25 protein-coding genes are annotated in these 26,648 nt (G+C 71.3%); 18 read left to right on the plus strand and 7 right to left on the minus strand.

What is annotated here, in order from left to right; all coding sequences use genetic code 11:
* Positions 1 to 70: 70 nt before the first annotated feature.
* On the minus strand, positions 71 to 1,276 hold the full coding sequence (locus BJ964_RS24150; RefSeq protein ID WP_188122805.1) for a PP2C family protein-serine/threonine phosphatase: 1,206 nt from the start codon (positions 1,274 to 1,276) through the stop codon (positions 71 to 73).
* 46 nt (positions 1,277 to 1,322) lie between these two features.
* Positions 1,323 to 3,707, minus strand: coding sequence for a beta-xylosidase/alpha-l-arabinosidase (locus BJ964_RS24155; RefSeq protein ID WP_229806881.1), 2,385 nt, complete (start codon positions 3,705 to 3,707; stop codon positions 1,323 to 1,325).
* Between the two features lie 309 nt (positions 3,708 to 4,016).
* Between BJ964_RS24155 and BJ964_RS24160 the strand changes: the two genes are divergently transcribed.
* The 3 genes from BJ964_RS24160 to BJ964_RS24170 are packed head-to-tail and all read left to right on the plus strand — an operon-like array spanning position 4,017 to position 7,142.
* Complete coding sequence (locus BJ964_RS24160; protein WP_223149603.1) at positions 4,017 to 5,309, plus strand: extracellular solute-binding protein; 1,293 nt, start codon at positions 4,017 to 4,019, stop codon at positions 5,307 to 5,309.
* Complete coding sequence (locus BJ964_RS24165; protein ID WP_188122806.1) at positions 5,306 to 6,235, plus strand: carbohydrate ABC transporter permease; 930 nt, start codon at positions 5,306 to 5,308, stop codon at positions 6,233 to 6,235. Before BJ964_RS24160 ends, BJ964_RS24165 begins: the two co-directional genes overlap by 4 nt.
* Before the next feature lie 10 nt (positions 6,236 to 6,245).
* Positions 6,246 to 7,142 (plus strand): carbohydrate ABC transporter permease, encoded by an 897-nt coding sequence (locus BJ964_RS24170; RefSeq protein WP_188127126.1) that lies wholly within the window; start codon positions 6,246 to 6,248, stop codon positions 7,140 to 7,142.
* On the opposite strand, the gene BJ964_RS24175 is transcribed toward BJ964_RS24170, so the two are convergent.
* Both BJ964_RS24175 and BJ964_RS24180 read right to left on the minus strand, forming a co-directional pair.
* Positions 7,143 to 8,177, minus strand: coding sequence for a LacI family DNA-binding transcriptional regulator (locus BJ964_RS24175; protein ID WP_188122807.1), 1,035 nt, complete (start codon positions 8,175 to 8,177; stop codon positions 7,143 to 7,145).
* Between the two features lie 258 nt (positions 8,178 to 8,435).
* A complete protein-coding gene (locus BJ964_RS24180; protein ID WP_188122808.1) occupies positions 8,436 to 9,317 on the minus strand; it encodes an LLM class F420-dependent oxidoreductase in 882 nt (293 codons plus the stop codon).
* 128 nt (positions 9,318 to 9,445) lie between these two features.
* On the opposite strand from BJ964_RS24180, the gene BJ964_RS24185 reads away from it, so the two are divergent.
* The 9 genes from BJ964_RS24185 to BJ964_RS24225 all read left to right on the plus strand — a co-directional run bounded on the left by BJ964_RS24185 (position 9,446) and on the right by BJ964_RS24225 (position 17,066).
* Positions 9,446 to 10,582: an ROK family transcriptional regulator gene (locus BJ964_RS24185; protein WP_188122809.1), complete on the plus strand. Its 1,137-nt coding sequence runs from the start codon at positions 9,446 to 9,448 to the stop codon at positions 10,580 to 10,582.
* On the plus strand, positions 10,579 to 11,382 hold the full coding sequence (locus BJ964_RS24190) for an ABC transporter permease (protein WP_188122810.1): 804 nt from the start codon (positions 10,579 to 10,581) through the stop codon (positions 11,380 to 11,382). Before BJ964_RS24185 ends, BJ964_RS24190 begins: the two co-directional genes overlap by 4 nt.
* Positions 11,379 to 12,140, plus strand: coding sequence for an ABC transporter ATP-binding protein (locus BJ964_RS24195; RefSeq protein ID WP_188122811.1), 762 nt, complete (start codon positions 11,379 to 11,381; stop codon positions 12,138 to 12,140). Before BJ964_RS24190 ends, BJ964_RS24195 begins: the two co-directional genes overlap by 4 nt.
* A complete protein-coding gene (locus tag BJ964_RS24200; RefSeq protein ID WP_188122812.1) occupies positions 12,137 to 13,096 on the plus strand; it encodes an aliphatic sulfonate ABC transporter substrate-binding protein in 960 nt (319 codons plus the stop codon). The genes BJ964_RS24195 and BJ964_RS24200 overlap by 4 nt, the downstream gene beginning before the upstream one ends.
* The gene (locus BJ964_RS24205; RefSeq protein WP_203832771.1) at positions 13,093 to 14,559 is read left to right on the plus strand and encodes a sulfatase-like hydrolase/transferase; all 1,467 of its coding nucleotides are present in this window, start codon (positions 13,093 to 13,095) and stop codon (positions 14,557 to 14,559) included. Before BJ964_RS24200 ends, BJ964_RS24205 begins: the two co-directional genes overlap by 4 nt.
* Positions 14,556 to 15,467, plus strand: coding sequence for a formylglycine-generating enzyme family protein (locus BJ964_RS24210; RefSeq protein ID WP_188122813.1), 912 nt, complete (start codon positions 14,556 to 14,558; stop codon positions 15,465 to 15,467). Before BJ964_RS24205 ends, BJ964_RS24210 begins: the two co-directional genes overlap by 4 nt.
* 122 nt (positions 15,468 to 15,589) lie before the next feature.
* Positions 15,590 to 15,781, plus strand: a complete 192-nt coding sequence (locus BJ964_RS24215) for a hypothetical protein (protein ID WP_188122814.1) — start codon at positions 15,590 to 15,592, stop codon at positions 15,779 to 15,781.
* Positions 15,782 to 15,885: 104 nt separating this feature from the next.
* Positions 15,886 to 16,092, plus strand: a complete 207-nt coding sequence (locus tag BJ964_RS24220; protein WP_188122815.1) for a hypothetical protein — start codon at positions 15,886 to 15,888, stop codon at positions 16,090 to 16,092.
* Between the two features lie 137 nt (positions 16,093 to 16,229).
* A complete protein-coding gene (locus BJ964_RS24225) occupies positions 16,230 to 17,066 on the plus strand; it encodes a P1 family peptidase (protein ID WP_188122816.1) in 837 nt (278 codons plus the stop codon).
* Here the strand turns inward: BJ964_RS24225 and BJ964_RS24230 are convergent.
* Positions 17,053 to 17,868 (minus strand): MerR family transcriptional regulator, encoded by an 816-nt coding sequence (locus tag BJ964_RS24230; protein ID WP_188122817.1) that lies wholly within the window; start codon positions 17,866 to 17,868, stop codon positions 17,053 to 17,055. The genes BJ964_RS24225 and BJ964_RS24230 overlap by 14 nt on opposite strands.
* A gap of 61 nt (positions 17,869 to 17,929) precedes the next feature.
* Here BJ964_RS24230 and BJ964_RS24235 point away from each other — a divergent pair, with 61 nt between their 5' ends.
* Positions 17,930 to 18,934 carry a TIGR03617 family F420-dependent LLM class oxidoreductase gene (locus BJ964_RS24235; protein WP_188122818.1) on the plus strand — a complete coding sequence of 335 codons (1,005 nt, stop codon included), beginning with the start codon at positions 17,930 to 17,932 and terminating at the stop codon, positions 18,932 to 18,934.
* Between the two features lie 4 nt (positions 18,935 to 18,938).
* On the opposite strand, the gene BJ964_RS24240 is transcribed toward BJ964_RS24235, so the two are convergent.
* Both BJ964_RS24240 and BJ964_RS24245 read right to left on the minus strand, forming a co-directional pair.
* On the minus strand, positions 18,939 to 19,292 hold the full coding sequence (locus BJ964_RS24240; RefSeq protein WP_188122819.1) for a DUF427 domain-containing protein: 354 nt from the start codon (positions 19,290 to 19,292) through the stop codon (positions 18,939 to 18,941).
* 23 nt (positions 19,293 to 19,315) lie between these two features.
* Positions 19,316 to 20,170, minus strand: a complete 855-nt coding sequence (locus tag BJ964_RS24245; RefSeq protein WP_188122820.1) for an SDR family oxidoreductase — start codon at positions 20,168 to 20,170, stop codon at positions 19,316 to 19,318.
* A gap of 95 nt (positions 20,171 to 20,265) precedes the next feature.
* On the opposite strand from BJ964_RS24245, the gene BJ964_RS24250 reads away from it, so the two are divergent.
* The 5 genes from BJ964_RS24250 (at position 20,266) to BJ964_RS24270 (ending at position 25,310) form a co-directional block, all read left to right on the plus strand.
* The gene (locus BJ964_RS24250; RefSeq protein WP_229806880.1) at positions 20,266 to 20,634 is read left to right on the plus strand and encodes a winged helix-turn-helix transcriptional regulator; all 369 of its coding nucleotides are present in this window, start codon (positions 20,266 to 20,268) and stop codon (positions 20,632 to 20,634) included.
* A gap of 13 nt (positions 20,635 to 20,647) precedes the next feature.
* Entirely contained in the window at positions 20,648 to 20,998 is a 351-nt protein-coding gene (locus BJ964_RS49165) for a UBP-type zinc finger domain-containing protein (RefSeq protein ID WP_188122822.1), read from the plus strand.
* Positions 20,999 to 21,112: 114 nt separating this feature from the next.
* Positions 21,113 to 22,672, plus strand: a complete 1,560-nt coding sequence (locus BJ964_RS24260) for a methyl-accepting chemotaxis protein (RefSeq protein WP_229806879.1) — start codon at positions 21,113 to 21,115, stop codon at positions 22,670 to 22,672.
* A gap of 113 nt (positions 22,673 to 22,785) precedes the next feature.
* Entirely contained in the window at positions 22,786 to 23,835 is a 1,050-nt protein-coding gene (locus BJ964_RS49170) for a GGDEF domain-containing protein (protein ID WP_188122824.1), read from the plus strand.
* A gap of 104 nt (positions 23,836 to 23,939) precedes the next feature.
* A complete protein-coding gene (locus BJ964_RS24270; RefSeq protein WP_188122825.1) occupies positions 23,940 to 25,310 on the plus strand; it encodes a cellulase family glycosylhydrolase in 1,371 nt (456 codons plus the stop codon).
* Positions 25,311 to 26,648 lie beyond the last annotated feature (1,338 nt).

A 26,648-nucleotide genomic window follows, 5' to 3' on the forward strand; every position in this document is an offset into this window, starting at 1 on the left:
GTTTGAGGAATATTTCCGCACCGGCCGGGGCCGGAAACCGGCCTGCCATGGAACGGTGACACACCGGCCGTCAGTCGCGGCGGCGAACGGCGAGAACCGCGACGTCGTCGGTCGGCGGATCGGCGATCGTGTCCGCCATGACGGTAGCGCAGACCTCCTCCGCCGTGTCGGCCCGGACGATGCGCAGCAACCGGTCCAGCCCTTCGTCGATCACCTGGACGCGCCGCTCCACGAGGCCGTCGGTGTAGCAGAGCAGCAGCGACCCGGGTGGCATCGGCACCGCGGTGCTGCGCCGCGGCCGGCCCGGGTGGGCCACCCCGAGCGGCGGGTCGACCGGCACATCGGCCAGCACCGGCGGGCGGCCCGGCACGGCCAGGACCGGGCGCAGGTGCCCGGCCGTGGAGATCACCGCGTGGTCCCGGCCGGGACTGACCATCGTGTAGAGGGCGGTGGTCATGCTGCCCGCCTCGAAATGCACGACCTTGCGGTCCAGCAGGGTGAGCGCCTCCGCCGGGTCGTCGCAGATCAGCGCGTACGCCCGGAGCGCGCTGCGGATCCGCCCCATCACCACGGCCGACGCCAGCCCGTGGCCGGAGACGTCGCCGATCACCACGCCCAGCCAGCCGGACGGCAGGGGGAAGACGTCGTACCAGTCGCCGCCGATGCCGGTGGCGTGACCCGGGACGTACCGCGCGGCGAGCTCGACGCCGGGCACCTGCGGCAGCCGGGTCGGCAGCAGGCTGCGCTGGAGGGCCAGGGCGGCCGCGCGGTCCAGTTTGGCCGACCGGATCCGCCCGGCCACGGCCGCCCGGTCGGCGACCAGCTCCAGCAGCTTGACGTCGTCGTCGCCGAACTCGCGCCGGGTCAGCGAGCCGATGTGCAGCACGCCGAGCAGGTCCTCCCCGGCCAGGATCGGCACGCCCAGCAGCGACCGGACGCCCCTCTCCAGCAGGAACGGGTTGGCCACCTCGTCCGGGGTGACGTCGGTGATCCGGACCGGGCGGCGGGTCTCGGCCACCCGGCCGGCGAAACCGCGGCCCACGGCCTCCCGGAAACCGGCCCGCACCTCCTCCTCCAGACCCTTGGCCGCGGTCGCGACGAGCTGCCGGGCGTGCGGGTCCAGCAGCAGGATGGCGGCGGTGTCCACGTCCAGCAGATCGCGCACCCGGTCCAGCAGCTCGTCGAGCAGGTCGGAGGTCTCCAGACGGGACAGCGTCGCATCGGTGACCGCTTCGAGACGGCGGAGCCGCTCGTCGTCGTTGATGCGTGGGGACACGACAGAAGCCTAATGTGCCGCGGTCCCGCCGGAGAGCAGCCGCGTGTCATGAATCGGCGGGCCGCACCTCCACCCCGGTCACCAGGCGGCGGTCCGCCCCGGCCGGGCGGACCGGACCGGTCAGCTCGACGGAGCCCTCGCACGGCAGGTCGCCGGCCGACGTGCCGACGAGGATCCGCAGTTCGCCGGGCTCCACGAGGCGCCGCATGTCGCGGCCGGTGAAGGCCGTACGGTCGGTGTGGACCGCGAACGTGACGTCGGCGGCCGCGCCCGCGGCCAGTTCCACCCGCTGGAAGCCGGCCAGCTGGCGGACCGGGCGGGTCACCTGGGCGACCGGGTCGGCGAGGTAGAGCTGCACCACCTCGGCGCCGTCGCGGTCGCCGGTGTTGCGGACCCGGACGGTCACCGTGAACCCGGCGTCGGTCGGCACCCGGGACTCGGAGATCCGCAGATCGCCCACGGTGAACGAGGTGTACGACCGGCCGTGCCCGAACGGGAACATCGGGGTGGGATCCAGGTTGCTCACGCCGGTGTGCTCGGCCCCGAGACGCGGTTGCAGGTAGGTGCCCGGCTGGCCGCCCGGGGTGCGCGGGATCTGCACCGGCAGCCGGCCGCTGGGCTGGACCCGGCCGGACAGCACCCCGGCGATCGCGGGGCCGCCCTCCTCGCCGGGCATGAACGCCTGCACCAGGGCGGCGGCGCGGCCGTCCAGGTCGCCCAGCGCGTACGGCCTGCCGGAGACCACCACGACCACGACCGGGGTGCCGGTCGCCAGCACCGCGTCCAGCAGCTCGCCCTGCACGCCGGGCAGCCGCAGGTCGGCGGCGTCGCAGCCCTCGCCGGAGGTGCCCCGGCCGAACAGCCCGGCCAGGTCGCCGACGAACGCCAGGCACACGTCGGCGGCCGCGGCCGCGGCCACCGCCCCGGCGAAACCGGAGCGGTCGTCGCCGTCCACGGCGCAGCCCTTCGCGTACGCGATCTCGGCGTCCGGGAACTCGGCCCGGACCGACTCGGCCGCGCTGGGCATCGCGATGCCGGCCTCGACCCCGGGGTAGCGGGGGAGCACGTGGTTGGGGAAGGCGTAGCAGCCGAGGAAGGTGCTCGCGTCGTCGGCGCACGGCCCGATCACCGCGATCCGGCCGGGCCCGGTGCGGTCCGGGCCGGTCAGCGGCAGCACGGTGCCCGGGTCGAGCAGCACGATCGAGCGTTCCGCCAGCTCTCGGGCGAGCCGCCGGTTCTCGGCGGAGTCCAGCGTCACGGTGCCGGCGGCGGCCACCGAGGCCTCCGGCGTCCAGCCGTCGTCGAGCAGGCCGAGCTCCGCCTTCTGGGTCAAGAGGCGGCGGGCCGCGCGGTCCACCAGCTCCTCGGGCACCTCGCCCCGGCGGACCCGGGCGACCAGCTCGTCGCCGTAGCCGATGGTGTCCGGCAGCTCCACGTCGATGCCGGCGGCCAGGGCCAGGGCGCCGGCCTCTCCCGACCCGGCGGCGACCCTGTGCATGCCGGCCAGGAACGGGATCGACCAGTAGTCGGAGACGACCGTGCCGGTGAAGCCCCACTCGTCGCGCAGCAGCTCGGTGAGCAGCCACGGGTCGGCGCCGGCCGGGACGCCGTCGACGTCGGCGTACGAGTTCATCACCGAACCGGCGCCGCCGGCCCGGATGGCCGTCTCGAACGGCGGCAGGATCACGTCCAGCAGCTCCCGGCGGCCCATCGGCACCGGGCCGTGGTTGCGGGCGCCGCGCGAGGCGGAGTAGCCGGCGAAGTGCTTCAGTGTGGCGATCACCCCGGCGCTCTGGAGGCCCCGCACGTACGCCGAGCCGACCATGGCCACCAGGTACGGGTCCTCGCCGATGGACTCCTCGACCCGGCCCCAGCGGTAGTCGCGGACCACGTCGAGGACCGGGGACAGCCCCTGGTGCACGCCGAGCGCCGCCATGTCCCGCCCGATCGCCGCGGCCATTCGTTCGACCAGTTCCGGATCGAAGGTGGCTCCCCAGTTGATGGCCGCCGGGTACACACTGGCACCGTGCATGGTGAAACCGGTGAGGCACTCCTCATGGACGATCGCGGGGATCCCCAGGCGGGACGACTCCATCACGATCCGCTGCTGGCGGACGAGCTCGGCGGCGCCCTCGGTGGCCGACACCGGGTAGCTGCCGTAGACCCGGGTGAGGTGGCCGAGCCCGTGCCGGCTGGCGTCCTCCAGGGCGGCGCCCGCGCCGAACTCGCTCTCCATCGGCGCGACGTCGTGCCCGTTCTCCGGCTCGGGGCCGGCCGCGCCGGTCGCCCCCTTGTCCTTGCCGAGCCAGCGGCTGCCGAGCTGCGCGACCTTCTCCTCGAGCGTCATCTCGGCGAGTAGCGCGCCGACCCGCTCGGACACCGGAAGCCCCGGGTCGCGCCACGCGGGCGGCGGCGCTTGGTCTGTGCTCAACGGTACCTCCGATGGTTTCCGAAACTTCCGAGCCGCGCCAGGCCTCGGCGGCGCCTATGGAAAGGGCTCGTGAGCGGCTGCGGGATGTCGCCTACTCTCGCGCTCAGGGCACTGTTACGGCAAGGGACTTGACACTCGTCACAGCGAAACTCTACGTTTACGAAACCTCACCTTAATTTACAGCAGTCGCGCGAAACTTTCGGAAGCTTAACCGGTTTTGAAAAGTTTGCGGCAGGACCTCGCGCGGTATCGTCAGCCGCCCCGCGGCTTCGTTCGAGTACGGAGATCAGCGTGAAGCGCAGGAATTTCTTGACCCTCTCTGCCGGAGCCGCCGCGGGTGCCGCGCTGGCCGCCTGTGGCAACGACGGCCCGGGTGGTAGCGAATCCGGTGGCGGCGGCTCGGCCAGCTACTGGTCGCTGAGCGGTGAGCCGGGCGAGCCCTACCGCCAGGCCTCCATCGACCGGTTCAACAAGGCGAACCCGGACTCCAAGATCACCCCGACGTTCTTCCAGAACGACGCGTACAAGGCGAAGATCAAGACCGCGCTGGGCGCCAACCAGGCCCCGACGCTGATCTGGGGCTGGGGCGGCGGTGGCCTGAAGAGCTACGTCGAGGCGGGCCAGGTCGAGGACCTGACCTCGCTCTTCGGTGACGCCACCCTCAAGGGCAAGCTGCTGCCCGGCTCGTTCGGCGCGGCCACGGTCGACGGCAAGATCTACGCGATGCCGGTCGAGACGGTCCAGCCGATCGTCCTCTACTACAACAAGAAGATCTTCGACCAGGTCGGCGTCAGCGCCCCGCAGACCTACGGCGACATCCTCGACCTGGTCCCGAAGTTCAACGCCAAGGGCATCGCGCCGTTCTCGCTCGCCGGCCAGTCCCGCTGGACCAACATGATGTGGCTCGAGTTCATGCTCGACCGCAACGCCGGCTCCGAGGTGTTCGACAACGTCTTCGCCGGCAAGGCGGGCTCCTGGTCGGACCCGGCCGTGCTGGACATGCTGACCAAGGTCCAGGACCTGGTGAAGATGAACGCCTTCCAGAAGGGCTTCGCCTCGACCGCCGCCGACACCAACGCCGACCAGGCCCTGCTCTACACCGGCAAGGCCGCGATGATGGTGCACGGCTCCTGGTCGTACGGTATCCAGAAGGCCCAGGGCGGCAAGTTCGTCCCGGACGGCGGCCTCGGCTGGATGAACTTCCCGCCGATCGACGGCGGCAAGGGCGACCCGTCCAACACGGTCGGCAACCCCGGCCAGTACCTGTCGATCTCCTCGAAGGCAACCGCCGCCGACAAGGAGACCGCGAAGAAGTTCTTCTCCACCACGCTCGTCGACGACGAGGAGAAGGCCGGCTGGGTCAAGTCCGGTGGCGTTCCGGTGCTGGCGAACAGCGACAGCCTCTACACCGGTGACGACGCGCAGTTCCAGAAGGACATGTCGGCGATCGCGGCCGGCGCCAAGACGTTCGCGCAGTCGTGGGACCAGGCGCTCAGCCCGACCGCGGCCGAGGTGCTGCTGGACAACATCGCCAAGCTGTTCCAGCTCCAGGTCACCCCGCAGCAGTGGGTCGACAACATGAACGGGGTCATCGGCAAATGACGACGCTCGCTCCGCCCGCCGTGCGCGGTCAGGAGCCCACCAGATCACGTGGCGGGCGGAGCGGCTCCGTCCTGGTATGGATGGTCCTGCCCGCGTTCGTCATGTTCGTCTTCTTCGGCATCGTCCCGCTGCTCGGCGTGGTGCTGCTCAGCTTCGCGACGTGGAACGGCATCACGCCGACCATCCAGCTGACCGGCCTGACCAGCTGGAAAGCGGCCCTGACCAATCCCGGGCTGGTGAACGCGCTGTGGGTCACCTTCCTGATCATGGCGCTGTCCTGGCTGGTGCAGACCCCGCTGTCGATCCTGCTCGGCACGTTCATGGCCCGGCAGAGCCGCTACCGGGGCTTCCTGGCGGTCTTCTACTTCATCCCGCTGTTGCTCAGCTCGGCGGCCATCGCGATCACCTACAAGTCGCTGCTGGACCCGAACTTCGGGCTCGGCGCCGGCCTCGGGATCGAGGCGCTCAACCAGGACTGGCTGGGCCAGGCGAACCTCGCCATCGCCACGCTGATCTTCGTGGTGTCCTGGCAGTTCATCCCGTTCCACTCGCTGATCTACCAGGGCGCCGTCCGGCAGATCCCGCAGTCGATGTACGAGGCGGCGCAGATCGACGGCGCCGGCCGGGTCCGGCAGTTCCTCAACATCACGCTGCCGCAGCTCAAGTACACGATCATCACGTCGTCGACGCTGATGGTGGTGGGTTCGCTGACCTTCTTCGACCTGATCTGGGTGCTGACCGCCGGCGGTCCCGGCGACGCCACCCGGGCCCTGGCCGTGCAGATGTACCAACTCGGCTTCCAGGCCAGCCTGATGGGCCCGGCCAGCGCGATCGCCGTGATCCTGGTCCTCGTCGGCATCGGCCTGTCGCTGCTGCTGCGGCGGCTCGGCGGGCGGGCCGACGAGAGTCAGATGGAAGGAGTCTGAGGTGGCGACCATGACCCCCACCCCACCCGGTACGCGGACCGGAAAGGACCCGGCCACGGACGCGACCGGCACCCGGGCGAGCCGTAAACTGACCGAGCGCAACTGGGTCGGCGGCAGCTTCGCCTGGATCTGGCTGATCGTGGTGATGGTGCCGCTCTACTGGCTGGTGATCACCAGTTTCAAGACGCAGGCCAACTACTTCGTCACGAACCCGCTGAAACCGCCGAGCGAGTTCACCTTCGAGAACTACCAGCTGGTGATCGAGAACGACTTCGTCCGCTATTTCGTGAACAGCGTGGTCGTCACCGTCGGCGCGGTCCTGCCGGCGACGCTGATCTCGTTCATGGCCGCCTACGCGGTGGTGCGCGGTGCGACCAGCCGGTTCCTGCGCTGGGTGAACGGTGTCTTCCTGATGGGGCTGGCGATCCCGCTCCAGGCGGTCGTCATCCCGGTCTACCTGATCATCATCAAGATGGAGCTGTACAACACGCTCCAGGCGATCATCCTGCCGTCCATCGCCTTCGCCATCCCGCTGTCGGTGCTGGTGCTGGCCAACTTCATCCGCGACGTCCCGAAGGAGCTCTTCGAGTCGATGCGGATGGACGGCGCCACCGAGTGGGGAACCATGTGGCGGCTCGCCTTCCCGCTCACCCGGCCGGCGCTGGTCACCGTGGTGATCTACAACGGGGTGCTCATCTGGAACGGCTACCTGCTGCCGCTGATCCTCACCCAGAGCCCGGAGAAGGCCACGATCCCGCTGGCGCTCGCGTCCTTCCAGACGCAGTTCGGCGTGAACGTGCCGGCCGTCGCCGCGTCGGTCACGCTCACCACGGTGCCGATCGTGCTGCTCTACGCGATCGGGCGGCGCCAGCTGGTCAGCGGTCTGACCGCCGGTTTCAGCAAGTGACTAGGCAGTGATGCCGCGGCCCCGCACCGGGGCCGCGGTGCTCTCCCTGATCTCCAGCTTGGTGACCAGCTCCACCCGGGGGGTCTCGATGGTCTCGCCGCGCGACAACCGCAGCACGGTCCGCGCGGCGAGCCCGCCCATCTCGGCGAGCGGCTGGCGCACCGTGGTCAGCGGCGGCGACGACCAGCGGGACTCGGGCAGGTCGTCGAAGCCCACCACGCTGAGCTGGTCGGGCACCAGGATGCCGCGGCGGCGGGCCGCCTCGTAGACCCCGAGGGCCATCAGGTCGCTGCACGCGAAGATCGCCGTCGGGGGATCGGGCAGGTCGAGCAGGCGGCCGCCGGCCACGAAACCCGACTCGTGCCGGAAGTCGCCGGTCACCACCAGATCCTCGTCGACCGCCGTGCCGGCGGCCTCCATGGCGGCACGGTAACCGTCCAGCCGGGCCCGGCTGCACAGCAGCTCACGCGGGCCGGCCACGATCCCGATCCGCCGGTGCCCCAGCGACAGGAGATGATCGGTCGCGGTGCGGCCGCCGGACCAGTTCGTCGCCCCGATCGTCGGGACGTCCGCCGCCACCCCGCCGGCCGGATCGATGATCACCACCGGCACCTTGAGCCGGTGCAGCTCGCTGTGGATGGGCTCGGCCACGTCCGAGGTCACGAAGATGACCCCGTCCGACGCGCGGGCCCGAAGGTTCTGCAGCCACTGCCGGGTCGCGGTGCTGCGGTGGTGCACCTGCGACACCACGGTGCCGACGCCGGCCGCGTGCGTCACGTCCTCCACGCCGCGGACCAGCTCCAGGGCCCACGGGCTGTCCAGGTCGTTGAACACCAGGTCCACCAGGCGGGCACGGCCCGGATGCCGAGAGTTGCGGGGCCGGTAGTCATGCTCGCGCAGCAGCCGCTCGATCAGCTCACGTGTGGTCGGCGACACATCGGAACGCCCGTTGAGCACGCGGGACACGGTGGGCACCGAAACCCCCGCGGCCTCGGCGATCGCCGCGATCGTCACTCTTCCCCTGCCAGCGGCCACGGGTGCGCTCCTTACCGCCGGCCTGTCGCGACTGCAACTTTCGGAACCCGGCACCGGAATTCTGCCACGCCCCGCCCGCCCGAGAAATGCCTGGTGACCCTGGAATCGCTCCCAGTTCCGTTTCGCGGCGCGAAACGCGCATTTCCCCTGGTGGGTGGCGATCGCATCAGCCCGGCGTTCCGGTCGCCGTCGTCCCGATCGGAGTACGCGCCGGCGTACCCGAGGGAAAAGGGTTGAGGGCGACCGGACCGCGTGGCCTCAGGAGAGCTGGGGGATGACCTCCTCGGCGAGGCGCAGCAGCGGCTCGTGGTCGTAGGCCACCCGCGGGATGTAGATGATCACGTAGTCGGCGCCCGCCTCGGCCAGCCGCTCCAGCTTCCCGATCGTGTCGGCGGACGACTCGCTGAGGTCGAGGTGGTGGCTCGTCGACTTGATGATCAGGTCGTAGTCGCGGCCCAGGGTGTCGCAGTGCTGCCGGAGCACCGCCGCCTTCTGCCGGAACACCTCCGGGTCGCCGTTGCCGAAGTTGCAGCCGTCGGCGTACCGCGCGACCAGCTTGAGGGTCACCTTCTCGCCACCGCCGCCCAGCCAGAACGACGGGTGCGGCTTGCGGACCCCCTTCGGCTCGTTGATCGGCCCGTCGATGCGGTAGTGCTCACCGGTGAAGACCGGGCGCTCCTCGGTCCACATCCGGTGCACGATCTCGACGGCCTCCCGGAAGGCCCGCATCCGGTCCGGGACCTCGGCCCACTCGTAGCCGTAGGCCTTCCACTCGTGCTCGTACCAGCCGGCGCCGAGCCCCGCGTAGAGGCGGCCGTGGCTGGCCACGTCGACGGTGGAGGCGATCTTGGCGTACAGGGAGGGGTGCCGGTAGCCGTTGCAGCCGACCATCTGGCCGATGTTCACCCGGCTGGTGTCGCGGGCCAGCGTCGACGAGACCGTCCACGCCTCGAAGGTGGTGTTGATCGTCGGTTCCGGAACGGTGTGGAAGTGGTCGTAGACCCACACCGAGTCCCACGGGCCCGCGTCGGCGAGCCTCGCGACGGCCGTCATCGCCTCGTACTGCTCGACCGGGTCGGCGATCTCGGTCAGGTCCATTCGCCATCCCTGGGGCACGAACACCCCGAAACGCATGCTCATGATCCTTAACCTACCCAGCCGTCGCCTGTCGGGGACCCGTGCCACCGAGGAAGTTTTCCTACGGGGTTTAGGGAGATAATTCTGCCGGATCGTTGACGGAAAAATCGGCTGGCGCCTACGGTTGCCGCGTGTCGACAACCGGAGGCGTCCACGCGCTGGTCAGGCGGGCTCATGAGGAGCGCGTCCTGGCGATCCTGCGTGAGCACGGCACCCTCAGCCGGGCGCAGATCGCGGCCCGGGCGGGCCTGTCGCGCACCACGCTGTCCGAGATCACCGGGGAGCTGCTGGGGCGCGGCGCGATCGTGGTCACCGCCACCGACGCGCGCCGGCGGGCCGGCAGCGGCCGGCCGGCCGAACTGCTGGCGCTCGATCCGCGGTCCGGGCAGTTCCTCGGCGTGGACCTCGGGCACACCCGGGCGCGGGTCGTGGTCGCCGACGCGGCACACGAGATCATCGCGAGCGGCATGACGGCGTACCCGGCCCGCACCTCGCCGGCCGGCCGGATCCGGGCCGCGCTCGCGCTCGTCGACCGGCTCAGCCGGGAGCAGGGGATAGGGCTGTCCGCGTTGCAGGGCGTCGGCGTGGGCGTGACCGGGCCGTCCCCGGCGGGGGCCGCGCGCGCCGAGGTGCTGGCCGCCTTCCGGGAACGGTTCGCGGCGCCGGTGCTGGTGGACAACAACACCCGGTTCGCGGCGCTGGCCGAGGCCGGGACCACCGACGCGCGCGACGTCCTCTACGTCCGCCTCGCCGACGGCATCGGGGGCGGGCTGGTCGTCGGCGGCCGGCTGGTCACCGGGGCCGGCGGGGTGGCCGGGGAGTTCGGGCACGTGCGCGCCTCCGGTGACGCCGACTGCCGCTGCGGCAAGCGCGGCTGCCTGGAGACGGTCGCGGCGGTCGGGCCGGCGCTGGCCGCGGCCGGTGTCGCCACGCTGGACGAGCTGGCCGCGGTCCGGGAGTCGCCGCGGGCCGCCGCCGCGACGGACCGGATCGGTGCGGCGGTCGGCCGGGTCCTCGCGGCCGCCGCCCTGATCCTCGACCCGGAGCTGATCGTGATCGGTGGCCCGCTGGTCTCGGCGGTGCCGGAGATCGTCGACCGGGCCGCCGCGGTGATCGCCGCCGAGCGCCCGGCCCGCGGCGGTGCCGGCCCGGCCGTGCGGGCCGCGCGCCTGGGCGACGACGACGGCGCCCGGGGCGCCGTCGCGGCGATCTTCCGGCAGTCGCCGCTGCTGGCCGACTACGCGATTCCCACGGAGGTCAACCCATGACGCTGGTCCAGGCCGAGACCGCGGCCCCGGCCCCGCCGGCCCCGGTGGCGGCCCGGCGACGGGTGCCGAAGGCCGTGCTCAACGGCGTCTCGGTGCTCGCCGGCGTCGCGCTCTGGTGGGGACTGTCGCTGGCCGGCTACGACATCCCGGCGCCGCCGGTGGTCGCCGCGCGGATGTACGAGCTGATCGCCGACGGCACCCTGATCACCGACGCGGCGGCCAGCCTGGCCCGGGTCCTCACCGGGTTCGCGCTCGGCGTCCTCCTGGCCGTGCCGGTGGGTTTCCTGATGGGCTGGTACGCCCCGGTCCGCGCCCTGGCCGAACCGTGGATCCAGTTCTTCCGCACCATCCCGCCGCTGGCCATCATCCCGCTCGCCATCGTGCTGATGGGCATCGAGGAGACCCCGAAGATCTTCGTCATCTTCCTGGCCTCGTTCCTGTCCTGTGTGATCGCCACCCTCCAGGGCGTGGTCGGCGTGGACCGCACCCTGCTCAACGCCGCCCGGGTGCTCGGCGCGAACGACCGCGTCATCTTCACTCGCGTGGTGATCCCGGCGTCGTCGCCGTTCATCCTGGTCGGCATGCGGGTCGGGCTCGGCTCCTCGTGGGCCACCCTGGTCGCGGCCGAGCTGATCGCCGCCCAGCAGGGCCTGGGCTACCGGATGCAGAGCGCACAGCTCTACTACGACCTGCCGACCATCTTCGCCGGACTGATCGGCATCGGTGTCCTGGGGCTGCTCATGGACCGCCTGCTGCTGCTCGCCGAACACCGTCTCACCGCCTGGCAGGAGACCCGATGATCACCGTCGACCGCGTGCGCAAGGTCTTCCCGGCCTCCGGCGGCGAGTTCGTCGCCCTCGGGGACGTGTCGATCGAGCTGCGCGACAACGAGTTCGTGACGGTCGTCGGGCCGTCCGGCTGCGGCAAGACCACGCTCATGAACATCCTCGCCGGGCTGGAGACACCGACCAGCGGCCGGGCCCTGGTCGACGGGGCGCCGGTCACCGGGCCCGGCCCCGAGCGGGGCGTCATCTTCCAGCAGTACGCGCTGTTCCCCTGGCTGACCGTACGCCGGAACGTGGAGTTCGGGCTGCGTACGGCCGGGGTGCCACGGCAGCGGCGGCGGGAGATCGCCGACCGGTTCATCGCGCTGGTCGGCCTGGAACAGTTCGCCGACGCGCTGCCCAAGACGCTGTCCGGCGGCATGAAGCAGCGGGTCGCGATCGCCCGGGCGTACGCCGTGAACCCGTCGATCCTGCTGATGGACGAGCCGTTCGGCGCGGTGGACGCGCTGACCCGGGTCCGTCTGCAGGAGCAGTTGCTGGACACGTGGAGCCGGGAGAAGCGGACCGTCGTCTTCATCACCCACGACGTGGACGAGGCGGTCTTCCTCGCCAACCGGGTCGTCGTGATGGCGGCCCGTCCCGGTCGCATCGCCGAGGTCGTCGATGTCGGCCTGCCCTACCCCCGAACCGAAGAGCTGCGGCTCAGCCCCGAATTCACCGCGCTGCGCCATCGCGTGTGGAGCGCTGTCCACCACCAGGAGCCTCTGTCATGAACCGTCGCCTTCTCGCGGCCCTCGCCGCGGCCTCCCTCTCTGTCACATCGGCCTGCGGCAGCGACAGCGCCGCGGGCGAAAAATCAGTAGATTTCGGTTATATCGCTGATTACAACGGCGCCAGCCTGCTGGCCGTCGCGAACGATCAGAAGCTGTGGGCCAAGCACGGCCTGAAGGCGGACGCCAAGGTCTTCACCAACGGTCCACTCCAGATCACCGCGATGAACGCGGGCGACCTCGACTACGGCTACATCGGACCCGGTGCCGTCTGGCTGCCCGCCTCCGGCAAGGCGAAGATCGTCGCGCTCAACTCGCTCGGCAACGCCGACCGGGTGATCGCCCAGCCCGGCATCACCGACCTCGCCCAGCTCAAGGGGAAGAAGATCGGCGTGCCGGAGGGCACCTCGGGCGACATGATCCTCACCCTGGCCCTGGCGAAGGCCGGGCTGAGGAACACCGACGTCGAGCGGGTGCCGATGGACGCGGCCACCATCGTCACCGCGTTCGGCGCGGGCCGGATCGACGCGGCCGGCATCTGGTACCCGCTGCTCGACAACATCAAGGCGAAGCAGCCGAACCTGGTGGAACTCGCCAGGAACGCGGACTTCTCCGCGGAGATCGCTTTCCCGACGGCGTTCGTCGCCGGTAACGAGGCCGCCGCGGAGACCGACCAGACCGGCCGGGTGGAGAAGGTGCTGCGCGAGGCCATGGACTTCCGCGCGCAGAACCCGGACAAGACCATCGAGCTCACCGCCGAACTGCTGAACAGGAGCGCCGCCGACGTGAAGGCCGACGCCGCCAACAGCGAGATGCTCGACACGAAGACCCTCGACGGCTACCTCGCGGACGGCACCGTGAAGAAGTGGCTCACCGGCATGGGCGACTACTTCGTCGGCGCGGGCAAACTTCCCGCCAACCCGGACCCGGCCACCTACTACGTCGGTGACCTGAAGTGAACCTCCTCTTCCTGATGACCGACCAGCACCGGGTGGACACGCTGGGGGCGTACGGGAACCCGCACGTCCCCACCCCCAACCTGGACCGTCTCGCCGCGACCGGCACCCGGTTCGACCGCTGGTACACCCCCACCGCCATCTGCACGCCGGCCCGCGCCAGCCTGCTCACCGGGCAGGCCCCGTTCCGGCACAAGGTGCTCGCCAACCGGGAGCGCAACGTCGGCTACCAGGAGGACCTGCCGGATGACGTGTTCACCTTCGGGCACGCCCTGCGGGAGCGCGGCTACCAGTGCGGGCTGCTCGGCAAGTGGCACGCGAGCAGCGCCAGGACCCCGGCCGACTACGGGTTCGACGGGCCGCACCTGCCGGGCTGGCACAACCCGGTCGACCACCCGGACTACCTGGCCTACCTGAAGGAGAACGACCTTCCGCCGTACGAGATCCACGACCGGATCCGGGGGACGCTCCCGAACGGCGGTCCGGGCAACCTGCTGGCGGCACGGCTGCGGCAGCCGGTCGAGGCGACGTTCGAGCACTACCTGGCGACGCGCACGATCTCGCTCCTGCGCGACTACGCCGCCGACGGACGGCCGTTCTTCATGGCCACCCACTTCTTCGGGCCGCATCTGCCGTACATCGTGCCGGACGAGTACTTCGACCTGATCGATCCGGCGGTCGTCGAGCTGCCGGGGTCGATCGCGGAGACGTTCGAGGGCAAGCCGCCGGTGCAGCGCAACTACAGCGCCCACTGGACGTTCGACACGATGCCGCTCGAGGTGACCCGCAAGCTGATCGCGGTCTACTGGGGTTACGTGGCGCTGATCGACTTCCAGATCGGCCGGATCCTGGACGCCGTCGACGAGTCGGACACCGCGGTCTTCTTCACCTGCGACCACGGCGAGTTCACCGGGTCCCACCGGCTGCACGACAAGGGCCCGGCGATGTACGAGGACATCTACCGCACGCCCGGCATCATCCGGATCCCGGGCGCCCCGCCGCAGGCCCGCGACGAGTTCGTCAGCCTGCTCGACTGCACCGCCACCATCCTCGACCTGGCCGGGGCGGACACCACGCCGGCGGTCGACTCGCGCAGCCTCGCGCCGCTGGTCCGCGGGGAGACCCCGCGGTGGCAGCCGGACATCGTCTGCGAGTTCCACGGGCACCACTTCCCGTACCCGCAGCGGATGCTCCGCGAGGACCGGTACAAGCTGGTCGTCAACCCGGAGTCGACCAACGAGCTCTACGACCTGGAGCTCGACCCGGACGAGCTGGTCAACCTCTACCACCGGCCGGATTCGGCGGCGGTCCGCGAGCGGATGCTGCGCCGGCTCTACGGCCTGCTGGTGGAACGGGGGGACAACTTCCACCACTGGATGACCTCGATGTACCAGGTCGGGGAGGTGGATCACGATCCGACCCTGAGCGGGCTGGACGATCAATCCTACCTATCCTATAGGTCATGAGCTGCTGCACGCCGTCGTCCGGCCGGTCGCCCTCCGCCGGTCCGGCCCCGGTCTCCGCGACCGGAGACCACGGGATCGACCAGGTCCGCGTGCCCGGCCAGACCTACGCGATGGGTGACGCCCACGGCGACGGGGTACGGGCGGACGGCGAGCAACCGGTGCACGACGTCCGGATCCCCGCCTTCCGGATCGACGCCACCAGCGTCACGGTCGCCGGCTTCCGGTCGTTCATCGAGGCCACCGGGTTCCGGACCGACGCCGAGCGGTACGGCTGGTCGGCCGTCTTCCACCTGGCGCTGACCGATCCCGATCACGTGGCCGGGCGGATGCACGGCACCCCGTGGTGGCTCGGCGTCGAGGGCGCCGACTGGGCGCACCCCGGTGGGCCCTCCGACACCGCCGTCGACGATCATCCGGTGGTGCACGTGAGCTGGAACGACGCCCAGGCGTACTGCTCGTGGGCGGGCCGCCGGCTGCCGTCCGAGGCCGAGTGGGAGGCGGCGGCCCGGGGCGGGCTGGCCTCCCGGCGGTACCCGTGGGGCGACGAACTGCCGGAGGACGGTCACGCGGTGAACATCTGGCAGGGCGACTTCCCGGTCCGCAACACCGGCGCCGACGGGTGGATCACCACGGCGCCGGTGCGCTCCTTCCAGCCCAACGGTTACGGGCTGTGGCAGGCGGTCGGCAACGTCTGGGAGTGGTGCGCCGACTGGTTCTCCCCGGTCTACTACGCACAGTCGCCGGTGGACGATCCGCGCGGCCCCTCCACCGGCTCGGCGAAGGTCATCCGCGGCGGCTCCTACCTGTGCCACGACTCCTACTGCAACCGGTACCGCAACGCCGCCCGGTCCTCCAACACGCCGGACTCCTCGACCGGGAACACGGGGTTCCGTACAGTGGCCGCATGAACGGCGGATGGGTCTCGGTGTACTCCTCGAACGGCGGCGGTCGATTCTCCCTGGCCGATTGACTGGCCCACCGCGGCATCGACTGGGACCCCTTCGAGGAGGGCGAGGTCCGCGGCGGCGTCATGTGCGGCCGCAACGACGAGACCGGCCGCTCGTGGTGCCGCTACTACCTGGACATCGACGCCGGCGCCCTGTGGCGGCTCGGCCTGCACCCCGAGCAGCCGCTGTCCCGGATCGTCAGCCGCCCGCCGGCGCCGTCACACGTCAAGAAGATCCTGGCGGAACGGGCTGCACTCGCGGCGTGGCAGCGCTGAAAACGGTCCGGACGGTGGAACGTACGGTCGTTGCGGCTGTTGCCGGGATATCGGGTGACACGCGAGGGTAGCGGCTCCCCGGTTCCCGCACCCTCGGAGTCCGCATGCCCAGCCCAGCGCCCGCCCACCGCCGCTACCTCCAGGTGGCGGCCGTCGCCGCGCTCGTCTTCATCGGCGCCGCGCTGGTGGTCTTCAGTGTTTCGCCCGCCGGGATTCTCGGCATGCTGACCTACAACCTGCTGCCGATCGCCTGGCTCACCACCTGCTGCAGCCTCGCCGGGCTGGCGCTCGCCTCCATCCGCTACCGGTAACCGGCCGCCATCCGCTCCCCGACCCGGTGCCGGCCGAGGGCCGCCACGATCGCCTCCGGATCCGGGCCCGGCGGGACGAGCCATCCGCATACCCCGGCATTTCGCATCGGAACGCGGACGGCCGATACGGTTCCTCCATGGCCGAACCGCAGCTGCTCACCGCCTTCGCCGGGCACTGGACGGGCGACGGCACCGGCGTCACCGTGATCCTTCCGCCGCCCGGCACGGTCGGCTCCGGCGAGGTCCGCGGCGGCGCCCCGGCCACCCGCGAGTTCGCCCTGCTGGAACCGGGCCGCCTGGTCGAGCGGGTGGACGCCGTGGTGCTCTCCGGCGGCTCCGCCTTCGGCCTGGCCGCCGCCGACGGCGTGGTGGAACTGCTGCGCGAGCGCGGCCAGGGCTTCCCGACCAGCCTCGGCCCGGTGCCGATCGTCGTCGGCATGTCACTGTTCGACGCGTCGGTCGCCGGGACGCCACCGGGTGCCGCTCAGGGCCGCGAGGCGGCTCTCGCCGCGTTGAGCGGACAACCCTTCCCCACCGGTACGGTCGGCGCCGGCACCGGAGCCACCACCGGCACGTGGCGGGGTCTCGCCGAGCCCGGTGGGCTGGGCCGCGCCACCGGGCACGCCGGCGCCGCGACGGTGGAGGTGGTCGTCGCCGTGAACGCGTGGGGCGACGTCCTCGGGGCCGACCGGCCGCCGGTGGCGAGCGTGGCCACCCCGTTCCCGGGGGAGAACACCACGCTCGCCGTGGTGCTCACCGACGCCCGGCTCACCAAGACCGACTGCTACCTGCTGGCGCAGAGCGGCCACACCGGGTTCGCCCGGGCCCTGCACCCGGCGCACTCCCGCTACGACGGGGACGCCGTGGTGGCGCTGGCCACCGGCGCGGTCGAGGCCGACCTGGACCTGCTGCGCGCGGTCACCGCCGAGGTGATGGCGGCGGCGATCCGCGACGCCGTGGTCAGGCGGCCGTGACCGGGGCCTGGAGCTCGGTGACCCACCGGTCGCGGTCCTCCGGGCACTCCAGGGTCACCTCACGCGGGTAGCCGGCGGACCGGAAGCCGTTGCCGTCGATCCACCGGGCCAGGGCCTGCCCGGTCGGCACCACGGCGTCCATCGAGCCGCGGTGCACGATGGTGGCGGCCTGCCCCACGGCCGGCAGATCGCGGACCTCGAAGTCGCCGGCGCCGGGCGCGACCGAGACGGTCATGCCGGCGTGCACCGTGATCCGGCCCTCGGGGGCGTCCTCGTACCAGGCGATGCCCGGCCCGGTCGGGGTGACCCCGGCCGTCTCCAGCCGCCGGCACAGCTCGTCGTAGAGCGGCCCGATCACCGGGCCGATGTCCTCCGGCTGGTAGCTGGCGGCCGTCGCGGTCAGCGCGGCGACCCGCACCGCCGGGACGGACTTGAGGACGACGTCGTTGGTGGGCATGTGCCCCTCACTCTCGATGGCACGGAGACGCGCCTCGACCTGGACCAGCCGGGCGGTGGCCTCGGCCACCGACGCCGCCAGCTCGGCCCGCCGCAACCGGAGCATGCCCCGCAGCTCGCCGCTGCTGAGCGTGCCGTCGATGATCTCGTGCACCTGGTGCAGCGTGAACCCGAGATCCTTGAGCGCGATGATCCGGTTGAGCCGGGCCAGCTGGGCGGCCGTGTAGTGCCGGTAGCCGGTGGCCGGGTCGACGTGGGCCGGCCGCAGCAACCCGATGGCGTCGTAGTGGCGCAGCATCCGGATCGACACGCGGCCGTGCCGGGCGAAGTCTCCTATGGCGAACATGACAACTCCGAGTTCACTGCCTGACACCGTGTGAGGGTCAACAACCTGATATTGCTGTGTGATGCTCGTTGACTATGCCGCGCCCGTCGCGGCCTCCCCGGCCGAGGCCGAAGCGGCGGCGGTCTCCGCGGAACAGGTGGGGTACGACGGCTTCGCGGCGGCCGAGACGAAGCACGACGTCTTCACCACCCTGACCCTGGTCGCGCGGGCCACCTCCCGGATCGCCCTGCAATCCGGGATCGCGGTGGCCTTCGCCCGTAACCCGATGACCGTGGCGGTCCTCGCCAACGACCTGCAACTGATCTCCGAGGGCCGGTTCCGGCTCGGGCTGGGCTCGCAGGTGCGCCCGCACATCGAGCGGCGGTTCGCGATGCCGTGGAGCCGCCCGGCCGCGCGGATGGAGGAGTTCGTGTCGGCGCTGCGGGCGATCTGGCACTCGTGGGCGACCGGCGAGCGGCTGATGTTCCGCGGCGAGTTCTACCGGCACACGCTGATGTCCGAGTTCTTCGACCCGGGGCCGAACCCGTTCGGCATTCCGGGGGTGGAGCTGGCCGCGGTCGGCGAGCGGATGGTGGCGGCCGCCGGCCGGGTCGCCGACGGGCTGCTGGTGCACCCGCTGACCAGCCGGTCCTATCTCGGGGAGCGGATCGTCCCGGCGCTGCGGGCGGCCCGCGGCGGCGGACTGGACGGTTTCGGCATCGAGATGAGCGCCATGGTGGTGCTCGGCGCCGACGAGGCGGCCCGGAGCCGGGCGGAGCAGGCGGTGCGGCGGCAGATCGCCTTCTACGCGTCGACCCCCGCCTACCGGCCGGTGCTGGAGCTGCACGGCTGGGGTGAGCTGGCGGACCGGCTCAACACGCTGTCCCGGCGGCAGGCGTGGGCCGAGATGGCCGCCGAGATCAGCGACGACGTGCTGGACTGTTTCGCGGTGTCCGGCGACCCGGCGACGGTGGCCGCCGGGCTGCGGGAGCGGTTCGCCGGCACGATCGACCGGATCTCGCTCTACACCCCGTACGAGGCGGACCGCTACCAGCTGGCGGCGGTCCGCTCCGCGCTCCGGGGCTGACCGGCTAGGCGGAGAACTCCACCTTGTCCGGGTAGAAGGCGACGTGACCCTTGATCGCGGCGACCGCGTCGTAGGGTTCCTGGTACTCCCAGACGGCGTCCGGCGCGCCGGGCAGGGAGTAGTAGGTGGCGTCGCCCTTGTACGGGCAGTAGGACGTGGTGCTGCTGCGCTCCAGCACGGCCGGGTCGACGTCGGCGAGCGGCACGTACCGGACCGGCGGATAGTGCGCCTCCTGGAGCAGCAGCGCGTTCTCGGTCTCCGCGATCACCCGGCCGCCGGCGGTGACCACGACCTTCTCCCCGGCCGGGGTGATCGTGATCGGGTGGTCCGGGCCGGGTTCCCATCGAGGTTTGGCCATGAAAGGGAGCCTACCCATCCGTCTCAGCCTTTGAGGGCGGTTGCGACCGCCTCGGCCAGCGGGGTGGTGGAGCGGCCGATCAGCCGGGACAGGGTGCCGGTGCTGTCGTCCAGGTGCCCGTCCCGGATCTTGACGTCGGTGTCCGCGAACAGGTCGGCGAACTGCCCGGGCAGGCCGGCGGTGACCAGCGCGGCCCGGTAATCGTCGGCCGGCAGGTCCTGGTACGCCACCGGGGCGCCGGTCTGGCGGGCCACCTCGGCGGCCAGTTCGGCCATGGTGAACGGCTGGTCGCCGGCCAGCTCGTGGACGCCGGGCTCGCCGCGCAGCAGCACGACGGCGGCCGCCTCGGCGAAGTCGGCGCGGGTGGCGGCGGCGATCCGGCCGTCGCCGGCGCTGCCGAGCAGGGCGCCGTGCTCGACGGCCGGGCCGAACGAGGCCGCGTAGTTCTCGATGTACCACCCGTTGCGCAGCAGGGCGAACGGGATGCCGGACGCCGCCACGACCTGCTCGGTGGCCAGGTGCTCGGGGGCCAGCCCGATCGGCGACGTGTCGGCCCGCAGGATGCTGGTGTAGGCCAGGAAGCCCACCCCGGCCGCCTTGGCCGCCTCGACGACCGCGGTGTGCTGGGAGACCCGCTGCCCGATCGCGTTGCCGGAGATCAGCAGCAGTCGGTCGACCCCGGCGAACGCGGCGGCCAGGGTCTCCGGGCGGTCGTAGTCGGCCTCGCGCACCTGGACCCCGAGGGCGGCCAAACCGGCGGCCTTCGTGGTGTCCCGGGCCGTGGCGACGATGTCGCCGGGGGCGGCGCCGCGCGCGATGAGCGCGTCGACGACGAGGCGGCCCAGGTGTCCGGTGGCTCCGGTGACGGCGATGGTCATGGTGGTTCCTTCCAGGTGCTCTCGGAAAGTGAGCGGTGACGAGAAGGATGGCACTAACTTTTAGTTAGTGCAACCGCACTGGTAAGGTGACCGGCGTGGATGAGGACTTCGCGGCCAGCGTGTTCGAGCGGAACTGCGCCTCCCGTGGCGTCCTGACCGACATCACCGGCCGCTGGGGCAGCCTGGCGCTGGGCGCGCTGCACGAGGGGGCGTTCCGGTTCAACGCCCTGCGCCGCCGGGTCGACGGGGTGAGCGAGAAGATGCTGGCCCAGACGCTTCAGGCACTGGAACGTGACGGCCTGGTCCGGCGCGAGGTGCAGGCCACCATCCCGCCCCGGGTGGAGTACAGCCTCACCGATCTCGGCGAGCGGGTCGCCGCCAAGATGAAGGAACTCATCGTCCTGGTCGAGGGCGAGATGGATCAGGTTCGCGTGGCGCAGGAGGCGTACGACCGGGCGCATTGATAGGTTTTCGGTCGTGAGCTCCGACGCCCCGATCCAGGCCGACGTCCCGCCCTCCGGCACCGGCTGCGCCGAGTGTCTCGGCACCGGTGGCTGGTGGTTCCACCTGCGCCGGTGCGCCCGCTGCGGCCACGTGGGCTGCTGCGACTCCTCGCCCTCACAGCACGCCACCGCCCACTGGAGGCAGACCGGGCACCCGGTCATCCAGTCGTTCGAGCCCGGCGAGGACTGGTTCTGGGACTTCGACAGCGAGCAGGCCGGCTCCGGTCCCGAGCTGGCGCCGCCCACCAGTCACCCGGCCGGCCAGCCGGCCCCCGGCCCGGCCGGCGCCGTCCCGGCGGACTGGGCAAGTCGTCTGAACCGCTGAACCATCCGGAACCGGATGGTTCGCCGGCCGGACCAGCCGGCGGGTGAAGCGTCTCTCCTCAGATGACGCCCGGCACGGTCGATGGACCCGTACACCGGCTGTGAGGGAGGGCACGTGCGCGGGCTACACGACATCGGTATCGCCAAGAGGCTGGGCGTCATCGTCACCACCGGCGCGGTCGCGCTCGGCGCGATGGCGACGGTCACCCTGGCCGGACAGTCGGCGCTGTCCACCCAGGCCGAGAAGATGCGCAGCCTGGAAGCCTGTCTCGCGGCGATGAACCATCTCAACAACCGCCAGAGCGAGTTGAAGGTGGACGCCTACCGGTCCGCGCTCGGGCACGACGTGAGCGGCGACGCGGTCGACGACGTCGACTCCGCGACCAGCGCCGCCGACGCCGTCGAGGGGTGCGGCCTGTCCACCGCCATGCTTCAGGAGTTCCAGGGCTACCGCCCGGACTTCGCCGACTTCAACACCTTCATCACCGACTTCGTCGCCGCCGGTGTGGCGAACCCGAAGTCGGTGGTCGGCCGGACCGACGACATCGCCGAGCGCAACAACAAGACCGACGACGAACTCGACGCGCTCACCGAGAAGGTGGAGGCCGAGATCGCCGTGCAGAAGGCGGAGATGGCCGACACCGTCAGCTCCACCCGTACGATGACGATCGTGGTGGCCGGAATCGGCCTGGCCCTGCTGATCGGCATGGCCGTCCCGATGGTCCGGTCGATCCTCGGCCCGATCCGCAAGCTGGGCGTGGTGATCGACGCCCTGGACCGCGGCGACCTCACCGCCCGCTCCGAGATCACCAGCCGCGACGAGATCGGCACCATGGCCGCCGGCCTGGACCGCTCGCTGGACAAGCTGCGCCAGTCGATGCGGACCATCGCCGAGGGCGCCGGCGGGCTCGCCACCGCGTCGAACCAGCTGGCCGGCGTCTCCGCCCAGATCGCCGACGCCGCCGACAACACCGACCGGCAGAGCACCTCGGCGTCCGACGAGGCCGACGAGATCTCCCGCAACGTGCAGACGGTCGCGGCCGGCTCCGAGGAGATGGGCCTGTCGATCCGGGAGATCTCCCGCAACACCAGCGAGGCCGCCCAGATCGCCTCGATCGCGGTGACCGAGGCCGCCCGCGCCACCGACACCATCCGTCAGCTCGGCGAGTCATCCGCCGAGATCGGCAACGTCATCAAGCTGATCACGTCGATCGCCGAGCAGACCAACCTGCTCGCCCTCAACGCCACCATCGAGGCGGCCCGGGCCGGCGACGCCGGCAAGGGGTTCGCCGTGGTCGCCTCCGAGGTCAAGGACCTCGCCCAGGAGACCGCCCGCGCGACCGAGGACATCCACCGCCGGGTCAACGCCATCCAGCAGGACACCGGCGGCGCGGTCGAGGTCATCAACCGCATCTCCGAGGTCATCGCCCAGATCAACGACTTCCAGACCACGATCGCCTCGGCGGTCGAGCAGCAGACCGCCACCACCGGCGAGATGAGCCGCAGCATCGCCGAGGTCGCCGCCGGTTCCAGCCGGATCGCGGCGAACATCGGCGACGTCTCCGCGGCCAGCGCGGCCACGGTCGGCGGCGTCACGCAGACCCGGGAGGCCAGTGCGGCGGTGTCGCGTACCGCCGACGAGTTGCGCGGCCTGGTCGGCACGTTCACCTTCTGAGTCGTCTCCAGCCCCGGGGCCGGTCGCCGTCACGGCGGCCGGCCCCGCGGCCGTCCGTTCCTCAAGGCCCTGGGGGACCTGCCGATGAAGATGCCATGCGTACGGTGACGGGGGTGCCTTCGGACCAGGCGTTGCTGTCCCGGCGGCGCATGATCGAGATCTCGGGCCTGGTGTCGCGGGGCATCGGCCTCGTCTGCACGGCCCTCTACGCGGCCGGGGTCGGCGCCATGTCGTCCGGCCAACTGGAGAGCTCCGGGATGCGGTCGGCGAGCTGGGTCGCCGTCGCCCTCATGCTGTGCTGCAACCTGGTGGCCGTCCACAACCTCCGGCGCCCGCTCGCGCGCTGGTACGAGCTGCGCAGCGCGGTCCAGGTCGCGCTGGACGCCGCGGTGATCTGCGGGTTCGTGGTGATCGCCGAGGGGCAGACCAGGGAGACCACCTGGCCGCTGATGGCCCTCGCCGTGGTGATCGCCGCGGTCCGGCACCGGCTGCCCGGCGCTGTGCTCGTCTGGGCGCTGACCTCGGCCGTCTTCGTGGCCGCCTTCCCGAACTCGCCGGACGTCCCGTTCGTGCTCGGCGTCAACGTGATGATCGCGGTGATCACCGGAACCCAGTCCTCCAGCCTGGCCCGGCACCTGCGGACCCTCCAGGAGACCCGGGCGGCGCTCCAGCACCAGGCCACCCACGACGGGCTCACCGGGCTGCCCAACCGGGCGCACCTGGCCGGCTGCGCGGACCGGTTCACCGGCCGGCCGCTCGGCGTGCTGCTGCTCGACCTCAACGGGTTCAAGCTGGTCAACGACACCCACGGGCACGCCGCCGGGGACCTGCTGCTGCATCGGATCGGTGACCGGCTGACCACCGCCATGCGCGACGTCACCTCACCGGACGGCGACGCGCCGGTGGTGGGACGCGTCGGCGGCGACGAGTTCCTGGTCCTGCTGCCCGGGGCCGGTCCCGGCACGGTGGCCGCGGCCTGCGAGCGGATCCGGGAGGCTGTCCCGGTGCCCGCGGACCTGGGCGACGGCGTACGGGTGACGGTGGGCGTGAGCATCGGTGTGGCGCTGCGGCCGGCCGGGGGAGAGGCGACCCTGGCCGCGCTGACCGCCGAGGCGGACGCCGCCATGTACCGGGAGAAGCACGGCCGCCGACAGGCCGCTTGAATCGACGGATTGCGATGAGAAGGGGCCGGGGGTAGGTTGTCAACTGCCCGGGGGCGGGTGGAACGCGTCGACGTACGCCGTCCACTTCCCCCAAGAGGCAGGTCATGAAGAGAAGACTGGCCGTTCTGGCCGCCGTCCTCATCACCCTCACCGCATCCGTGCTCACGTTCGTCAACCCCGCCTACGCCGCGACCGGTCTGCACATCGAGGGCCGCAACATCGTCGAGGCCAACGGCAACACGTTCGTGATGCGCGGCATCAACCACATGCACACCTGGTACGCCGGGCAGACCGGCTCCTTCGCCGACATGAAGGCGGCCGGCGCCAACACGGTCCGGGTGGTGCTCAGCGGCGGCCGCTGGACCGCCAACACCGCCGCCGACGTGACCAACGTGATCAACCTGTGCAAGGCGAACAAGCTGATCTGCGTGCTGGAGAACCACGACACCACCGGGTACGGCGAGGACGGCGCGGCCTACACCCTGGACCAGGCGGTGAACTACTGGATCGGCCTGAAGAGCGTGCTCACCGGCCAGGAGAACTACGTCGTCATCAACATCGGCAACGAGCCGATCGGCAACACGAACCCGTCGCAGTGGACCGCCGCGACCGTCGCCGCCATCCAGAAGATGCGCACCAACGGGTTCGAGCACATGCTGATGATCGACGCCCCGAACTGGGGCCAGGACTGGCAGTACGTGATGCGGGACAACGCGCAGACGGTGCTGGACGCGGACACCCGCAAGAACACGATGCTGTCGATCCACATGTACGCGGTGTTCAACACGGCGTCGTCCATCACCGCGTACCTGGATCACTTCCAGAGCCGCGGCTGGCCGCTGGTGATCGGTGAGTTCGGCTGGCAGTTCGACTCCGGTCAGGTCGACGACCAGACGCTGATGGCCGAGGCGCAGGCCCGCGGCATCGGCTACCTGGGCTGGTCCTGGGCCGGCAACACCGACCCGATCCTGGACATGACCAACAGCTTCAACGCCGCCTCGCTGACCACCTGGGGCCAGCGCATCGTGAACGGCACGAACGGGCTGAAGGCCACCAGCAAGGAGGCCACCATCTTCGGCGGGACCACGCCCAGCTCGCCCAGCTCGTCCTCGCCGTCGCCGAGTTCCCCGTCGCCGTCACCCAGCTCGCCGTCCCCGTCGCCGTCGAACCCGGCCGGCGCCTGCACCGCCACCTACACGATCGCCGGCCAGTGGCCGGGCGGCTTCCAGGGTGAGGTGAAGGTGACCGCGGGCAGCGCCGCGATCAAGGGCTGGACCGTGACCTGGACCTACGCCAACGGCCAGACCGTGAACAACGCCTGGAGCGCGACCGTGACCAGCAGCGGGTCGGCGGTCACCGCCCGCAACGTGAGCTACAACGGCAGCGTCGCGGCCGGCGGCACGACGTCGTTCGGGTTCCTCGGATCCTGGACCGGGACGAACAGCGTGCCCGCGCTGACCTGCACCGCCAGCTGATCCGTCGATGACCGCCGGGCGGGAGCATTGCGTTGGGAGCGCTCCCATGTCACGATGTCCGCAGACGCGTGCCTGCCCCCGCTCGGCGTCATCCCCGTCATCCCCGTCATGCACACGGGTCCGGCCGACTTCGATTCGTCGGCCGGACCCATCACACAAGCCGGCATGCTGCCTTGACCCGGGCAGCTGCGGACCTTCTACGGTTTCGCTTCCAGCTCCTTCTTTCCGGTACGCGCGACCCCGTCCCGCCTCATCCGCCCTGTCCCGTCCGGTCGGCGCTCGCTTGCTGCCCGCTCCCGCCTGTGCCGCCCCCACCGGGCGTAGATCGGTGGCCGGGCAGGCCGGCCCGGTCGCCACCGCCTCGTCTGCCGCCGGGGACTCCCGTCCTCCGCGACCGGTCATCCTGGACGGTTGGTCCGGTCTTACCGGCCAGGCACCCGGGTTGCCGCTCTTGGCCGTTGCGCCGGTCGTCCTGGGTGGGTGGTCGCGGTGTTGCTTTCCAGGCAGGCGGGGTGCCTGCTCCCGGTCGTTGCGCCGGTCGTCCTGGGTGGGTGGTCGCGGTGTTGCTTTCCAGGGCGGCGGGGTGCCTGCTCTCGGTCGTTGCGCCGGTCGTCCTGGGTGGGTGGTCGCGGTGTTGCTTTCCAGGCACCCGGGCTGCCTGCGCTCGACCGTTGCGCCGATCACGGTAATCGTCATCCGCGGTCCCGCCGGGCCGGCGGCCGCACACGGCCACCCTCCCGGCGGGCGGGCTTACCCGGTCGGACTTCACACGGGTAGGTGCCCACGGTCGGGCTGTCGACGGGACGGTGGCCGCACACGCAAGTCGCCGCGTGCGCGGCCACCACCGTTACAGGGAAGGTAGCCGACCACGACATCGCAGCGTGTGCGCCCAGCCCCGCCCGGCGCCGGGACGGCCGCCCGCCTGACGGCTTTCGCGCCCGCTCACACCGAAAAGCCGGCCGGCCGACACCCCGTGTAAGCGCGGGACCCGTCCACCGGCCCTTGTGGAAGATCGAGGCAGACAGAGAAGTCTTCTCCGTGGGTGTTTGCTGTTCTTCGTCAAGCGCCCGGTCGGGCGAACCGCCAAATGGGGGGCGCCGTCCGCCGCGCTAGGCGGAAATGGGGCTTTCGCCGGAAACGGGTGCCCGTTTCGCCCGCTTTGCACGCCGCTGTTGTGCGATCTTGAACGATGTACCACCGCCTCGGGTGGTAAATCGTTCAAGATCGCTCCGGGTGACGCGTCCTGCTGTCGAGGGATTGCGGATTCGGCCGTGGGCGACCAAGAAGAAGACTCGAAACGGTGGCAAATCGTTCAAGATCGCTCCGAGTGACGCGTCC

Origin of the sequence: Actinoplanes lobatus, from assembly GCF_014205215.1 — a bacterium.
GTDB classification, from domain to species: Bacteria; Actinomycetota; Actinomycetes; order Mycobacteriales; family Micromonosporaceae; genus Actinoplanes; species Actinoplanes lobatus.